Genomic DNA, 15,849 nt, shown 5'->3' on the forward strand with positions numbered 1-15,849 from the left:
GCTGGTTTTTTAAAAGCTTTATTTTTTTGTAAAAAAAATTAATTTTGTTTTTTAAATTATTTTAAATTAAAATTTTTAGTTTGTTGCGTTTTTGCGCTTTTATCGCTTGTTTAAATAAGAGCGATAACGCGCAACAACATACCTATTTCTAAGTAATTTTATTTTTTATGAACCGCAGAGACGCAGAGGACGCAGAGAGAAGAGAGGGAGGAGTTTATAATTCAAATGATCTCGTTATAGATGTGCTATTGAGTGAAGCTTTAGCATTTTATAATACTGGTAATTTGGTAAAAGCAACTGAGAAGTATCAGGAGATTTTACAGATAAATGGCGACTGTGCTGAAGCTTGGCATGGTTTGGGAATGGTGTATTTTAACCAAGAGAAATATCAGGATGCACTAGAAATTATATCTCAAGCTTTAAGTTTTGATGCTGTTAACCCTAATTTACATTACAGTTTAGGTTTGGTCTTAGAAAAAATTGGTTATCTTGAAGAAGCGATCGCAGCTTATCAACAGCTGATAAAACTTTCTCCTCAGTGGATTGAAGTTTATCATAAATTAGCTAAACTGCTGGCGGAAACAGGTGATTTTATTCAAGCTGAAACTATTTATCTTAAAGCAATAGAACTCGACAAAGATAATTATCTCAGCTATTTATATTTAGGTAATCTGTTGATGATGCAGCAGCAGATCGATCGAGCAATTAACGCTTATCAAACCTCTCTGAAAATCAAACCATCTGACTCTCTGATTCTGCAAAATTTAGCTATTACTTACGTTGCTAAAAATGAATCAACCCAAGCATCCCTTTACTTTGGTTATGCTGCTTATTATCAGGGAGATTATCAACAAGCAATTACTCATTTTCAACATTTTATCAACACCCAAACCGCAGAAATTGAGCTTTACTTGCACTTGTCCCTTGCTTTACAAGAATGTGGACAAACTCAAGAAGCAATGCAAGTAATTAATCATGCTTTAAACTTGTTTCCTAATAATGTAACTCTCAAGGTGGAAAATCTGCGAATCTTGCCAATTATCTATAAAAATGGGCAGGAAATAGACTTTTATAGACAAAGATTTACTCAAGGTTTATCAGAGTTAACTCAAGCAATAAATTTAGTAACTACTGAATCAAAAGAAAATGCTTTACAAGCTATTAGTTGGCGAACTAACTTCTATTTACAATATCAAGGTTACAACGATTTAGAATTACAAAAACTTTATGGAAATTTGGTAAATCAAGTAATGTCAGCAAACTACCCACAATGGACGGAAAAGCAACAAATTACACCTCTAAAACAAAGTAAAAAAATTCGCATAGGATATGTTTGTGATAGTTTTCATTGGCATACAGTTGGCACAGTCTTTCTTGGTTGGATAAAACATTGCCAAAACCAAGATTTTGAAGTTTACTGTTATTATATAAACCATCAAATCGACGAAATTACAGAAGAATATCAAAAACATAGTAATTACTTCCATCATATTCCCCATAACTTAGAAGCTACTTGTCAACAAATTACCGACGATAAATTACATATTCTCGTATTTCTAGATATTGGCATGACACCCCAAATGACAAAGCTTGCAGCATTGCGACTAGCACCAATCCAATGTGCAGCATGGGGACATCCAGTAACCACAGGATTACCCACAATTGATTATTATTTATCGGCAGATTTACTAGAACCAGAAAATGCTCAACAGCATTATTCTGAGCAATTAATTCGCTTACCTAACATGGGAATTTGCTACAGTAAACCTCTAATTCCTGCAATTACAAAGACTCGCGCCGACTTTCAGTTGCAGGAAAATTCAGTTATTTACTTGTCCTGTCAATCCCTTTTTAAATACTTACCGCAATATGATTATATTTTTCCGAGTATTGCCCAAAAAGTTCCCAAATCGCAATTTGTTTTTATTGCTCACCCCATAAATGAAATTACCGAACAATTCCGCCAACGTATTCAACAAGAATTTACTAAATTTGACTTGAATTTTGACGATTATTGCCTAATTTTACCCCGCCTAAATCAACAAGATTACCGCCAACTTAACTTATTAGCTGATATTTCCCTAGACACAATTGGATTTACTGGATTTCTCACCACATTAGAGAGTATTGCTGGCAACTTACCAATAGTTACTTGCGTAGGTGAATTTATGCGATCGCGTCAAACTTACGGCATTTTAAAAATGCTAGGAATTACTGATACAATTGCTAACAATCCAACCGAATATATCGAAATAGCTGTAAAATTAGGCTGTCAACCAGAGTGGCGACAAAAGATTGTTCAGCAAATTAAACATTCTCAAACTTCCCTTTACAACGACAAAACTTCCATAGAAGCACTCGAAGAATTTTATCGTAGAGTACACAGATACCTTTAGATCCCCGACTTCTTCAAGAAGTCGGGGATCTAGCTTGCCAAAGAACATTTTGCTAATTGTTACGTCTATATCCAAAACAATAGAGGACTTATCATGGATAACAATACCCGCAAAAAATTAATTCTAGCACCCAAAATCGCCTTCATCTGCCTTTCAGTAATTTTGCCATTAATCGGGAGTGTCAAAGCACAAACCGCCATCAACACTGAAATTATTGCTCAGGTGGAAAAACTCAGGGATACTGATAAAATAAAACGCTTAGAAGCAGTCAGAGAATTGAGAAAAATTGGTGTTCCAGCAATTCCCATTCTCACCGCAGCATTAGAAGACAAAGAACAACAAATTCGGGGTGGTGCAGCTTTTGCATTAGGCGCGATCGGACCAGAAGCAAAAACCGCAATTCCCCAATTAATTACCATGTTAAAAGATGAAGATGAACAGGTAAGATTAGATGCTGCTGTAGCATTAAGAAGAATTGGTTCGCCTGCGGTTTCTGCACTCACGGAAGCATTAAAAGATGAAAATGTTTTAGTTCGCAGAGGTGCAACTTTTGCTTTGGCGGGAATAGGTGCAGAAGCTCAACAAACTATTCCTATACTAATAGAAATGCTCTCGGATAATGACGAACAAGTGCGCTTAAATGCCAGCATAGCTTTAAGGGGAATTGGTGCAACAGCTACACCCGCACTTACAGAAGCATTGCAGCATAAAAATCCTTTAATTCGCAAAGGTGCAGCGATCGCATTAGGACAAATTAACACAGAAATTTCCCAAGTTCGCAACCAACAAAATCAACGCGATAATTTGCGTCCAAACCCTTGTGTTACTCGTCCCAATATTTGTGCCCCTCGTCCCAATATCTGTACTCCTCGTCCTAATATTTGCAATCCTCGCCCTAATATTTGTGTTCCTCGTCCTACTCCTACTCCTACTCCTATTCCTCGCCGAACTCCACTACCAAAAACTTAAAGATTTGTCTCAACAGAACTAGGGAATGGTGCGTTACTAACGCACCCTACAAATTTTTTATATTTTCTTACTCTGGCGAAATGCTTTGTCCATCTTGATTATAACCGTTAGCTTTGTTACCTAGTAACTTAGTTAAAGATGCTTCTAACTCAGGGGAAAGTTCTACTGGTAAATTGCTGGAACGGAGATGTAATTCTTGTCGAGGGTAAGGAATTTCTATGTTGCGCTCTCGGAAAATTTCATCAATCCGAAAGTAAATATCACTTTTAATTAAAATCTGTCTTCTGGGTTCGGTGATCCAAGCAACTAAATCTAAGTTTAAATAATTTTCAGCATAGCTTTTAAAAAGTACGTTTGGAGGTGGATCTGAGGCTACTTCAGGATGCTCTTTAGCTACATCTAGCAAGGCTAGGCGCACTTTTTTTAAATCAGAATGGTAAGCAATTCTTACAGGTATTTTAATTAAAGCAACTGGGCTACCATGACTCCAGTTTATTACTTCTTTTTCGAGAAAATGGGAATTAGGAACAATAATCGAAAGTCGTTCTAAAGTGAGAATTTCAGTGCTTCTAACGCTGATTCGTTGCACTGTTCCCATGAATTCTCCGACGTTGATAAAGTCTCCTACTTGGATAGGACGTTCAAAAATAATTACTAAACCACTGACAAATTCTTTGGCAATTCCTTGTAAGCCTAAACCAATACCAACGCCTAAAACCCCGGCAAAAATTGTTAAGGAACTGAGGTCTAAACCCCAAATTTGTAGTAATAAAACTGTGCCAATGAAAATTAAGGTATAGTTGGCAATAGTGGCGATCGTCTCTTGATCTCCTAAGTTCATTCCCGTAAACGAGAGCACACGCGATCGCAACAAGTTTCTCACAACTTTAGTCAGCGATAAAAGACCGAAAAATAACCCAATCAGAATCGCGATTTGAATCACAGAATAGGAATTACTTCCTAAATTAACGATCGGTTCCGCTAAAGTGTAAACTATCACATTAGATATTCTTTGACTCCAGAATCTTGTTTGGGGAAACAAATTAGCAATATACAGCAAAGTGTATAACCAAATTCCTAGCCGCAGTAATCTTAAAACTGATTTTGCTAACAAATGAACCTTCGGCGGCGCAGCAGTTTCTCTCACTCTTTCTGGCGTAGGCAGTAAGGTCAGCAACCAGTATTTCCAAAACCAACCTAACAACAAATTAACAACAATTGCTAACAAAACACATCCCAAAGAAACCAAGGCTGCATAACGATTATATCCCGGTCTTCTTTCTTTCTGTGCTTGATTAATAGCAGCTTGTAAAATATTTTGCCAGCGTTTCGCTTGCTCCTCTTTGGTAACTCCAACTGGTACATCTTTATCCGTAACTGTAACTACATTAGTGCCATTAACCTGAATTACAGGAAAACTATTTATTTCCTGCACCTTTACCTGTGCTGGATTGCCTGATGCCACAGCCTGATTTAAAATTTGATTAGCTTGATTAGCTCTTAGTTCTGCATCAATCTCATTTAATCGGCTAAGCTTAAATAATTGTCGTCCATCAAGAGTAACAGGAGCAGTAGAATTTTGTTGTGCTAAAACAGGCATCACAGACAAAACACAACCTAAAATAAAGCTTAGGGTAATTATCTTCAGAGATTTCATTTTTCTTAAATAAAAGTCAATTAGCCAACTCATACGATAACTTGTAGAAAAGTTCATTAACGGAGCATAACAATTTATGTCCTACGATTACGATCTTTTTGTCATTGGTGCTGGTTCTGGAGGATTAGCAGCTTCCAAACGTGCAGCTAGCTACGGCGCAAAAGTAGCCATAGCTGAACGAGATCTCGTCGGTGGTACCTGCGTTATTCGCGGTTGTGTACCCAAAAAACTCATGGTTTACGCCTCCAAATTTTCTCATTATTACGAAGATGCAGTAGGTTATGGTTGGAGCGAAGTACAACCTAGCTTTGATTGGAAAAAACTAGTTACTAGCGTGGATAACGAAGTTAAACGATTGAGTAAGCTACACATTAGTTTCCTAGAAAAAGCTGGCGTTGATTTAATTCAAGGCGATGCCACTTTATTAGATCCTCATACCATAGAAGTAGATGGACGCAAAGTGACAGCTGATAAAATTTTAATCGCGGTGGGCGGAGAAGCAATTAAACCTGATATTCCGGGAGCTAAAGAATACGGGATTACCTCTCGCGAAATATTTCTTTTGCCAGAACAACCAAAGCGTTTTGCTGCGATCGGAGCAGGTTATATTGGTGTAGAATTTTCCTGCATTATGAATGGACTCGGTAGCGAAGTTACTCAGTTTATTCGCACCGATCGCATTTTAAGAGGTTTCGATGAAGACATCCGCAGCGGCGTTCAAGATGCCATGATCAAACATGGGATTAATATTGTCACCAATACCTATATCCCCAAAATCGAAAAAGTCTCAGATGGTTTAGAAATAACCTATTTGGACAAACAAAAGAATACTGAAGAGAAAATCATCGTCGATGCAGTATTAATTGCCATTGGTCGCGCTCCTAATTTAGGACATCTCGGTTTAGAAAATACTAACGTAGAAATAGCCCAATGTGACGAGCCAGATTTGCCCAACTTACATGGTTACACCGTCAATTGTGCGATCGCAGTTGATGAATATAGCCGCACCAGAGAACCAAACATTTTCGCAGTCGGAGATTGCACCAACCGGATTAATTTAACCCCAGTTGCGATTAACGAAGGTCGAGCTTTTGCTGATACGGAATTTGGCAATAATCCCCGAATTTTTAGCCATGAAACTGTAGCATCCGCCGTATTCTCTCAACCAGAAGCAGCAACAGTTGGCTTAAATGAATTAGAAGCTAAAGAAAAATATGGGGATGCGGTAAAAGTTTATCAAGCTCGATTCCGTCCCATGTACCATAGTTTTACCGGAAAAGATGAAAAAGTGATGGTCAAATTAGTAGTTGATACCAACACCGACAAAGTTTTAGGTGCTCACATGATAGGGGAAAATGCCGCCGAAATTATTCAAGGTGTGGCGATCGCTCTTAAAATGGGAGCAACCAAAAAAGACTTCGACGCTACCGTAGGAATTCACCCTTCCACAGCTGAAGAATTCGTAACTTTGCGATAACTCAGATCTTGAATCAAGAGGCTCCCGCCTCCATTCTTCGTTCCCTGGTTGAACCTGGGAACGAGGATAACGAGGAACAGTTTTGAGTTTTGAGTTTTGAGTTTTGAGTTTTGAATTTTGAATTCTCCACCTCCCCAGTCCCCTTGTCCCCTTGTCCGCTTGTCCGCTTGTCCCCCAGTCCCCTTGTCCCCAGTCCCCAGTCCCCAGTCCCCAGTCCCCCAACTTTGAACCTCGATCGCACTTGCCCAGTCTAAACTGGAGATAACAGCGGGTGAGGGAGAAACCATTGGTGTATCTTGTGCCAGGTGTAGGTGTGCCAACAGAAGACATATCCGACTCGGACTTAACACAAAAGTGCTTACAAGGCGATAGACAAAGCTTTCGCCAACTTTATCAGCGCTATCACCAGCGAGTCAGATCCACACTTTACCAACTTTGCGGAACATCCGCGCTCGATGACTTAGTACAAGAAGTGTTCCTGCGAGCGTGGAAAGGTTTGCCGCAACTACGTCAAACAGCGCAATTTTCTACCTGGCTTTATCGTATTACCTGGAACGTAGCTTGCGATCAGCGACGGCAATTTGCCCAACAGCGCAATTTTAATACCAAATTAGAAAGCCAAGACCCAAAACAATCACAATTGCCAGCGCCCGACCTGATGCAACTACATTATCAGGATTTGGTACGACGCGCATTAGAACAGCTGAGTTTAGAACATCGGGCTGTAATCGTTTTGCATGACCTAGAGGAAGTTCCGCAAAAAGAAGTGGCTCAAATCTTGGGTATTCCGGTGGGAACAGTTAAATCTCGCCTATTTCATGCCCGTGCTGCAATGCGGCAATTTCTCCAAAAACAAGGAGTTCAGCTATGAGTAACTTACCAAATGATGACCAACGCTTAGTCGATTTCTTACGGCAAAATCGCCCAGAAATTCCCCCATCTCCCCCCGACTTGGAAGAAAAACTTTTTTGTGCGATCGCATCTTCTCCCCCACCACAACTGCACCATCATTCCCCAAATCATCCCTCTCGTTTTCGACAATTATGGTTAGTTCCTCCCGCTATTGCTGCTAGTTTAGCCTTAGCTTGGGGTGGTAATTATTTACGACAAAATAACTCTTTAAATAACTCTTTCGCCACCATTAACTCTCTTTCGCCAACTGCTGCCCCTCAACTAAATCAAACCATTTCTAAATCTAGTAAATTTCTCATTAGTAACTCCAACTATCTCCCCGGTCGAAATCGAGGCCAGAATCATCAAGAACTCGTTAAAATAGAAAGCTTTTTAGAAAATAACTGGAATGATGTTGTTACTAATAATCCCCCGGAAATGTCAGTAGAAAGTATCCAAAACGAGTACTTAAATCTGGCTAAATCTAAAGCTTATTACTCAACTAAAACTACAAATTTAGTTACTACAAGGAGATAGAAAACAATGTTATTCAGCCGTGCTTCTGCGATCGCGTTTTTAACACTATTGATTAGCGCAGTTGCCATTGCTAATCCTAAACCTTGGTTTTCTCAACCTACTTCCCAAAATCCCAACCTACCCAATAACCCTCCTAATCAAGATGTTCCCAAATGGATTCAAAGACTGAATCTCACCACAGAACAAGCTCAACGAATGCAGACAATTAGTAATAAGTATAGAGGACAAATTGTTGAATCAGCCAAATCTTTGCGCCAAGCTCAATTTGAATTAGGTCAAATGTTGGGAAGCGATGCAAGCATAGATAGCTTGCGGCAAAAACATCGTCAAATCGAAACCTTAAAACAAAAAGTGGGAAGTTTGCGCTTTGAAAGTTTATTAGAAATGCGAGAAGTGTTAAATCCAGAACAACGTCGTCAGGTAGCGCAAAATTTACAAAATCGAATCAAAACGCGAAAAAATCATGATTCTCTCTTTCAAAAATCTCAGCCGCCACAAAGATAAAAGTATATTATTTGGTGTGAAGGAAAACATTAACATATAAAAAATGAACTGGGAATACATTTATCTGCATGGCTTTGCTTCTAGCCCTAATTCACTTAAAGCTAATTATTTGCGCGATCGCTTTTCGCAAATCCAAATTCCCTTAACAATTCCTGACTTAAATCAATCCGACTTTACTCATTTAACTATGACGCGCCAACTGCGTCAAGTAGCAGCAACTTTCCCTCCCTCACCAACACCAGTAACTTTAATTGGTTCTAGTTTTGGCGGATTAGCATCAGCTTGGTTAGGCGAAACACAACTACAATGTCAAAAATTAGTCTTGTTGGCTCCAGCCTTTACTTTTCTTGATCTGTGGCTTTCCGCTTTAGGAGAACAAACAGTTGAAATTTGGCGAAGGGAAGGATTTTTACCAGTTTATCATTACGGGTCAAAGCGATCGCTCCCCTTAAGCTACAACTTTGTAACTGACTTAAAACAATACCCAGAAACCAAAATTCAACGCCAAATTCCTACCTTAATTATTCACGGCATCAACGATGAAGTCATCCCCATTCAAGCCAGTAGAGACTTCGCCGCCTCCCGCCCTTGGGTAAAATTAATTGAACAACAGAGCGATCATTCCCTCGCCAACGTTTTACCAGAAATTTGGCAAGAAATTTCCACTTTCTGCCAACTGAGCAATTTTTAGAGGTAAAATTTGATCCTACAGAATAATCCCCCACCTCGCCATCGTCCCCAGTCACCTACCAATGCTAGACTTTATTCGTTCCGATTTCGCTCAACTGGTTGCTTATCAACCCCACCCAGGTGGTACATCTGGTGAACCAGTCAAATCAGACATTACCATCGATCGCTTAGACTCTAACGAAAGTCCTTTTGATTTGCCTAACGAATTAAAGGAAAAACTGAGTTGGACTTATCAGCAAGTAATCGAAAATAATCGTTATCCAGATGGTAGTTATGTGGCGCTCAAAAGTGCGATCGCCCAATATGTCAACGAATCCGCACAAATCACCGACATTACCTTAGATAATATTTCTGTTGGCAACGGTTCCGATGAACTGATTCGCTCAGTTTTAATCGCCACCTGTTTAAAAGGAGAAGGAGCAGTTTTAGTCGCCAACCCCACCTTTTCCATGTATGGAATTATCTCCCAAACATTAGGAATTCCAGTAGTTACAGTCGGACGTTCCGAAAGTAATTTTGAAATAGATTTAGCCGCAGCACAACAAGCAATTAATCAAACCCAAAATCCACCAATTCGCCTCGTTTTTGTCGTCCATCCTAACTCCCCAACCGCCAACGCTTTAACAGCACAAGAATTAGATTGGTTGCGGAATTTGCCAGAAAATATTTTAGTAGTAATCGACGAAGCTTATTTTGAATTTAGTCAAACTACCGTCGCCCAGGAATTAGCAAAACATCCCAACTGGATGATTTTAAGAACTTTCTCGAAAGCCTTTCGTTTAGCTGCCCATCGCGTTGGATATGCGATCGCCCACCCCCAACTCACAGCAGCCTTAGAAAAAGTTCGCTTACCCTACAACTTACCCAGTTTTACCCAAGCCGCTGCCTTATTTGCCATGAATTATCGGCAAGAACTACTCGCATCAATAGGGGAAATTTTAGCTCAAAGAGAAGAACTAATTAACAGTTTATCTGGACACCCAGCCTTAAAAATTTGGCCTAGCGCCGCTAACTTTATTTATCTGCGTTTAGTTCCAACAACTAACGATCAAACCGCTAAATTAACAGCAATAACTCAACAACTAAAATCCCAAGGAACATTGATCAGACAAATTAGCGGTGGATTAAGAATTACAGTAGGAACTCCCCAAGAGAATCAGCGATCGATCCAAAGACTAAAAACCACCCTAGAAAGTTTTGAATTGTAGGGGCGGGTTTAGTAAGATATCTGTGTCGTAACAGTAAATTGAACAGCAAAACCCGCCCTGGAGAGAGTTTTGAGCTAGGGAAAATTCAAGTGATCTCCGAGAGTTCCGAGAACTCCCCAACCTAAGCATCCTTAGCCCTTGCTGTTTTAACAGTTTGCGGAAAAACACCCACCAAAAGAGCAAAAGCTTCATCCGGTAATTGCTCGAGAGTTTGGGAATCAAAAAAGTTTTCAAACTGAAACATCAACTTTTCCGCCCGTTGTAAGGGATCGTCATATTCTGTAGACTTTTTCATTAACCGGAGCCACTGAATGCGAATTTTATAAGCAGTTTGGCGATCGTCAAAAGTTTCTGGATCGATCAAAGAAAGATTCCCCACAGGAGTCACCCTTTGGCAATCTAAATCGCAGTTACCACCAACAGCAGCCCCAGGCCCAGCAAACTCAGCATGGTGAGGTTTATAGATAATTAAACCATTGCGCTTACAGCGATTAATTGTCAGCAACTTACCATTTCGCAGATGTTCCGTAATTTCAGCAGCCGTGAGATTTTCGTATTCCTTAGCCATATCACCAGTTTGATCGATCGTCAACAGTTAATTTTTAGCATAAACCCGATCGCCCTGCACTAGTCGTTAGCTACTCAAGCGCTTATGCAACAGTAATTGTCGAGGTTTTCCCAACAACAAACAAGCCCAATTAGAATCTACTTGGTGTAAGCGATAGCCCAACTGACTATAAAGCCCTCTTGCCTTGTGGTTGTTTTCCAGTACGTGCAAATACAGGTCTTGATAACCCCAATTTAAAGCAATTTGCTCACAAGCCAGTAATAATTGCCGAGCTACACCCCGACGACGGTATTCAGACTGTACCGCCAAATTAGACAAATAGGGATAGCCAGAGGAATTATAGAACTGCCAAGGATTAGTCGATCGCAAAGACATTTCCACCGTTCCCACCACACAATCCCGATCCGGGGGAGCAACTGTTCTCCCCCTTACCTCTTGCTCAACATGAGGATCTTGACCATCGCCGAGTCGAGAATCTTTGTAGATTCCCACCAGACAAACATAACGCGACGGACTAGACTGCAACCGATGGCGCAAATCTTCGTATATCCCCAAGCGAAACAGGGGATAAAACCAACCAGTAATACCGGAGCGAGAGTGAAAGCTATTAGCCAGAATTTCCGCCAAATAGCTTAAATCTTCGGTTTTAGCAGCACGGATTTGTAAAGGAGAAGAACCAGACAAAATTACCTCCGGTTCTTGCCGGGAGTTTTTTAGGAACCAGAACAAGAGCTTCACAACGGTTTACTGTTTTACTGTTACTTAAGCTAGAGCCAAGTTATGCTTAAGTTCAATCAGGGACAATCCAAATTTGTATAAACTACGATTAGTAATTGTCACTCTCAACTGCTTTAGGATCGTACATAAGGGTGTATCACTTAAAGAAAGTATAGAATTGTGAAACTAGGATACGGGTTATCTGCCTAGATCAGTTGAGAGCAGCAATGCTAAACTTAGTATTTCTTTAAAATAGCCTAACGCTTGTCGGTGTTAATGTGTTTTCTCCTTATATTTAGGTAATAGTTAGTGAACAGGTTTCCCGTCTCAGGCTTCCGGTTTCAGGAAATTCTCTTGACACCCCATAACTGAGTCAGGATACCCACATCCGTAAAGCGTAATTATACGGAAAATTGCGCTAACGCTATGTGAATCACAAAATAGTCGGTAGTGAGTAGTGGATTGGAGTTAATGAAGGGAAAAATCAAACAGAATTGGTATTTGCTGCTTTTAAAAATTGTCACCAGCTAATGCACCTTGTAATGAAACCGTTTGCTTCTGGGATGACTTGCTTAGGCAGGAGAGGATTATATGAAGTCCCAAAACACTAATAAACCGAAACTTCTGGTTGTTGATGATGAACCAGATAATCTCGACCTGCTGTATCGCACTTTCTATCGGGAATACAAAGTGCTCAAGGCAACATCAGGGACAGCAGCTTTGGAAATTTTAGCCAAAGAAGGAGATGTGGCAGTAATTATTTCCGATCAACGGATGCCGGGAATGAGTGGTACTGAGTTTTTGAGTTTAACAGCTACTCAGTACCCAGATACAATCCGCATTATTTTAACTGGTTATACTGATGTCGAAGACTTGGTAGAAGCTATTAATAGCGGTAAGGTTTTTAAGTATGTAACTAAACCTTGGGAATCGGACGCTTTACAATTAGTCGTCCGACAAGCTTTGGATACTCATAATGTCTTGCGGGCACGCACTCAAGAATTGTGTCGTACCCTGCGCCAAGAGTCTTTACTCAACACTGTTACTAATACTATCCGCTCGCGCACCGATCATCGGCAAATTCTCCAAACAATTGTGAATACAGTTGGACATATGTTGGAGGCGGATATTTGTATTATTCGTCCTTGCCATGATAATGCGATCGCTGATGAATCTTTTGTCTATCGCAAGCGAGGCGTTGGCGAAAAATCACCTGAGAATAACAACCGATTAGCCACTACCTCAACAGATGATAGTTTGGCTCAAACAGTTTGGGAAACTCATGATGTCCATGTAATTGAAGATGTGGCAACAGATGAGCAAATTCAAGGGGATAGTCTAGAAAAACAACAAAGATCGGCAGCTTTTGCCAAAGCGGGAATTCGTTCTTCTTTGGTAGTACCTTTAATTTGTCAATTGGAATTGACTGCTGTTTTAGCGCTGCATCAGTGTACAGAAAATCGTCGTTGGCAAGATGATGAAGTACAACTAGTTTTTATGGTGGCAGATCAAGCGGCTTTGGCGATCGCGCAAGCACTCGCTTATGAAAGATCGATCGCAATGGCTAAACGTGAAGCTTTAGTCAATACTATTACTAATGCCATTCGTTATAGTCTCGATCCAAAAGATATTTTTTCCGCAATTACTAAACAACTTGGCGAAGCTTTGAATGTTGATGGTTGTGCGCTTTCTTTATGGACACCAGATGATGAATATGTCCAATGTGTGGGATTATATGATGCTAATGAATTAGGCTTGCAAGTGTTTGATGTGGAATTTGGCGAGTTAGAAAATAATCACAGTCAAAGGCAAACAAAAGGAATCGAGAATCGGGAAGGAACAGGGCAATTACCTAATACCCACTCCCCAGTCGTAGGGGCGATTCATGAATCGCCAAGACCTCAGTTCCCTATTAACAACAACTCAAAATCAACCATTAGATATTCATCCCGACTACCGCAATCTTCAGTACCAATTTCCGCAAATCCGGTATTACAAAGATTGATTGAAACTCAACAACCAGTGGTAATTAATGATTTAGAAGCCATGCCGGAAATGCAGGGTTTTGATTTGCCTTTGCGGTCTTCAGCTAGGGCTTTAATGATGGTACCTTTGATTTGTGATGGGCAATTAATTGGTAGCATTACTCTCCGGGAAGCAAGTTCGGTGAGAAAATGGCAACAACTAGAAATTGATTTGGCGTTAGCTGTGGCAGCACAAGCGGCGATCGCAGTTCAACATTCTCGTCTATATCAAAAAACTCGGCAACAAGCAGAAAGATTATTAGAATTAGACCGGCAAAAAACAGAGTTTTTCCAAAATATTTCCCATGAATTTCGCACTCCCCTAACTCTAATGATGGGGCCGTTAGAATCAGCAGTAGCCCAAACAAGTGACCTGCCACACCAACAAGCAGTAATTGCTTTAAGAAATACCCGCCGTTTACTGCGATTAGTTAATCAATTATTGGATATTCAAAGACTTGATGCTGGAAGAATGCAGGCGAGTTTTCGCCCCTGCGATGTGGTGATGATGGTAGGTCAAATTGTCGAATCTTTCCGCCCTTATTGTGAGAAAAAAGGTTTGCGTTTGGTGACAGAATTTCATTCCTGTCCCAAAGTTTATTTAGACCCAGAAAGATTTGATAAGGTAATTTATAATTTGTTATCTAATGCGATGAAATTTACTGATAATGGCGGTGCGATCGCCATTAAAGTAGAACCAGCAGGAGATCATGTTCGTCTGCAAATTAAAGATACTGGAATTGGCATTCGCACCGAACAAATTCCCCATTTATTTCAACGTTTCCGCCAAGCAGAAGGTTCCGTTAACCGTTCTTATGAAGGTAGCGGTTTGGGTTTAGCTTTAGTTAAAGAGTTAGTAGAACTTCACGGCGGACAAATTTCTGTCGAATCAATTTATGGCGCAGGAAGCACTTTTACAGTTTGGTTACAAACAGGAATGGCGCATTTACCTTTAGATCAAATATTAGAAGTACCAACCCAACTTCAAGCTAGTCGTGCTGCTGTAGAATTAGCAGATTTAGAGATTTTAGAAGCACCAGAAACCAGAGAAATTAGCAGAGAACAAGTAACAACAGAAATTTCTGTTGATGATCATGAAAATTCTAACGCCCCGACAATCTTGGTAGTAGATGATAATCCTGATTTACGGAGTTATGTTTCTGAAGTATTGCGTTCTTCTGGTTTTAAAGTGTTAACAGCTAGACATGGTGCCGAAGGTTTAAGCATCACAATAGACAGGCATCCTGATTTAATTGTCACGGATTTGATGATGCCGATCGTCTCAGGTTTAGATATGATTCGCCGGATTCGAGATTTGCCAGAAATTAAGGCAACACCAATTATTTTGTTAACCGCAAAAGTCGATGAAGATACGAGAATAGAAGGAACAGAACAAGGGGCAGATATTTATTTAGCTAAACCTTTTAACGATCGCGAACTTTTAGCCGCAGTGCGAAATTTATTAGCACTGAAAGTCAATGAACAAAAGTTGCAAGAGTTAAATAAATATCTCACAGAATCAGTATTAAAACGCTTTTTGCCACCAACGTTAGTGAATAAAGCGGCGACAGGAGAACTGTCTTTAGATTTGCGCCCCGAACCAAAATTGGTGACAATTTTGTTTAGCGATATTGTTGGTTTTACCCAACTTTCTAATACTTTAAGAAGTCGGCGCGTTGCTGAATTACTGAATGAATATTTGGATTATATGACTAGGGCGGTATTTGCCAACGGTGGTACTGTGGATAAGTTTATGGGTGATGCAGTTTTGGCGATGTATGGGGCACCGGAAGAGTTGACACCGAATGAACAGGTGAAACGTGCGATCGCTACCGCCAGACAAATGCACCGCTACTTAGATGAACTTAACCAACGTTGGCAAGAACAAGGTATCCCCGAAATACAGTTCCGCTGTGGTATTCATCAGGGAACAGCAGTAGTGGGAATGTTTGGCGGTCAAGAACGAGCCGATTATACTGCGATCGGACCGACAGTGAACATCGCCTCCCGACTGCAAGCTTTAGCCCAACCTAACACCATCTTAGTTTCAGCCGCAGTCGCTGATTATCTGGACGAAGCGGAAATCACCAAGGGTAGTCCCTTGCAACTTAAAGGCATAGATGAAACTGTGTTGACTTTTGTAGTGGATAAAGCAGAAGGGAAGAAAGGGGAAAGGGAAAAGGTGAAAAAAATTGTGTAGTTGCCCAAAGT

12 protein-coding genes are annotated in these 15,849 nt (G+C 40.3%); 9 read left to right on the forward strand and 3 right to left on the reverse strand.

Annotated features, from left to right (window positions below; all coding sequences use genetic code 11):
* Positions 1–167 precede the first annotated feature (167 nt).
* Together ACE1CC_RS15560 and ACE1CC_RS15565 are read left to right on the forward strand one after the other, a co-directional pair.
* Positions 168–2,396, forward strand: coding sequence for a tetratricopeptide repeat protein (locus ACE1CC_RS15560; RefSeq protein WP_413271345.1), 2,229 nt, complete (start codon positions 168–170; stop codon positions 2,394–2,396).
* 93 nt (positions 2,397–2,489) lie between these two features.
* Positions 2,490–3,365 (forward strand): HEAT repeat domain-containing protein, encoded by an 876-nt coding sequence (locus ACE1CC_RS15565; RefSeq protein ID WP_413271346.1) that lies wholly within the window; start codon positions 2,490–2,492, stop codon positions 3,363–3,365.
* A 67-nt stretch (positions 3,366–3,432) separates the two neighbouring features.
* On the opposite strand, the gene ACE1CC_RS15570 is transcribed toward ACE1CC_RS15565, so the two are convergent.
* Entirely contained in the window at positions 3,433–5,022 is a 1,590-nt protein-coding gene (locus tag ACE1CC_RS15570) for a mechanosensitive ion channel family protein (protein ID WP_413271347.1), read from the reverse strand.
* Positions 5,023–5,098: 76 nt separating this feature from the next.
* On the opposite strand from ACE1CC_RS15570, the gene gor reads away from it, so the two are divergent.
* The 6 genes from gor to ACE1CC_RS15600 all read left to right on the forward strand — a co-directional run bounded on the left by gor (position 5,099) and on the right by ACE1CC_RS15600 (position 10,329).
* On the forward strand, positions 5,099–6,499 hold the full coding sequence (gene gor, locus ACE1CC_RS15575; RefSeq protein WP_413271348.1) for a glutathione-disulfide reductase: 1,401 nt from the start codon (positions 5,099–5,101) through the stop codon (positions 6,497–6,499).
* Positions 6,500–6,788: 289 nt separating this feature from the next.
* Positions 6,789–7,370 (forward strand): sigma-70 family RNA polymerase sigma factor, encoded by a 582-nt coding sequence (locus tag ACE1CC_RS15580; RefSeq protein WP_459563853.1) that lies wholly within the window; start codon positions 6,789–6,791, stop codon positions 7,368–7,370.
* Positions 7,367–7,927, forward strand: a complete 561-nt coding sequence (locus ACE1CC_RS15585) for a hypothetical protein (RefSeq protein WP_413271350.1) — start codon at positions 7,367–7,369, stop codon at positions 7,925–7,927. Before ACE1CC_RS15580 ends, ACE1CC_RS15585 begins: the two co-directional genes overlap by 4 nt.
* 6 nt (positions 7,928–7,933) lie before the next feature.
* Positions 7,934–8,431, forward strand: coding sequence for a Spy/CpxP family protein refolding chaperone (locus ACE1CC_RS15590; RefSeq protein WP_413271351.1), 498 nt, complete (start codon positions 7,934–7,936; stop codon positions 8,429–8,431).
* Positions 8,432–8,474: 43 nt separating this feature from the next.
* The gene (locus tag ACE1CC_RS15595; RefSeq protein WP_413271352.1) at positions 8,475–9,122 is read left to right on the forward strand and encodes a YqiA/YcfP family alpha/beta fold hydrolase; all 648 of its coding nucleotides are present in this window, start codon (positions 8,475–8,477) and stop codon (positions 9,120–9,122) included.
* A 61-nt stretch (positions 9,123–9,183) separates the two neighbouring features.
* The gene (locus ACE1CC_RS15600; RefSeq protein ID WP_413271353.1) at positions 9,184–10,329 is read left to right on the forward strand and encodes a histidinol-phosphate transaminase; all 1,146 of its coding nucleotides are present in this window, start codon (positions 9,184–9,186) and stop codon (positions 10,327–10,329) included.
* Between the two features lie 121 nt (positions 10,330–10,450).
* On the opposite strand, the gene ACE1CC_RS15605 is transcribed toward ACE1CC_RS15600, so the two are convergent.
* Together ACE1CC_RS15605 and ACE1CC_RS15610 are read right to left on the reverse strand one after the other, a co-directional pair.
* Entirely contained in the window at positions 10,451–10,921 is a 471-nt protein-coding gene (locus tag ACE1CC_RS15605) for a hypothetical protein (RefSeq protein ID WP_413271354.1), read from the reverse strand.
* A 42-nt stretch (positions 10,922–10,963) separates the two neighbouring features.
* Positions 10,964–11,626, reverse strand: a complete 663-nt coding sequence (locus ACE1CC_RS15610; RefSeq protein ID WP_459563854.1) for a GNAT family N-acetyltransferase — start codon at positions 11,624–11,626, stop codon at positions 10,964–10,966.
* A 579-nt stretch (positions 11,627–12,205) separates the two neighbouring features.
* Between ACE1CC_RS15610 and ACE1CC_RS15615 the strand changes: the two genes are divergently transcribed.
* Complete coding sequence (locus ACE1CC_RS15615) at positions 12,206–15,838, forward strand: response regulator (RefSeq protein ID WP_413271356.1); 3,633 nt, start codon at positions 12,206–12,208, stop codon at positions 15,836–15,838.
* Positions 15,839–15,849 lie beyond the last annotated feature (11 nt).

The organism is Floridaenema aerugineum BLCC-F46 (assembly GCF_041929345.1).
GTDB classification, from domain to species: domain Bacteria; phylum Cyanobacteriota; class Cyanobacteriia; order Cyanobacteriales; family Aerosakkonemataceae; genus Floridanema; species Floridanema aerugineum.

Coding starts and splice junctions, on each gene's coding strand:
- ACE1CC_RS15600 (WP_413271353.1), top strand. CDS start 9,184: ATGCTAGACTTTATTCGTTCCGATTTCGCTCAACTGGTTGCTTATCAA.
- ACE1CC_RS15595 (WP_413271352.1), top strand. CDS start 8,475: ATGAACTGGGAATACATTTATCTGCATGGCTTTGCTTCTAGCCCTAAT.
- ACE1CC_RS15590 (WP_413271351.1), top strand. CDS start 7,934: ATGTTATTCAGCCGTGCTTCTGCGATCGCGTTTTTAACACTATTGATT.
- ACE1CC_RS15565 (WP_413271346.1), top strand. CDS start 2,490: ATGGATAACAATACCCGCAAAAAATTAATTCTAGCACCCAAAATCGCC.
- gor (WP_413271348.1), top strand. CDS start 5,099: ATGTCCTACGATTACGATCTTTTTGTCATTGGTGCTGGTTCTGGAGGA.
- ACE1CC_RS15615 (WP_413271356.1), top strand. CDS start 12,206: ATGAAGTCCCAAAACACTAATAAACCGAAACTTCTGGTTGTTGATGAT.
- ACE1CC_RS15585 (WP_413271350.1), top strand. CDS start 7,367: ATGAGTAACTTACCAAATGATGACCAACGCTTAGTCGATTTCTTACGG.
- ACE1CC_RS15560 (WP_413271345.1), top strand. CDS start 168: ATGAACCGCAGAGACGCAGAGGACGCAGAGAGAAGAGAGGGAGGAGTT.
- ACE1CC_RS15570 (WP_413271347.1), bottom strand. CDS start 5,022: ATGAAATCTCTGAAGATAATTACCCTAAGCTTTATTTTAGGTTGTGTT.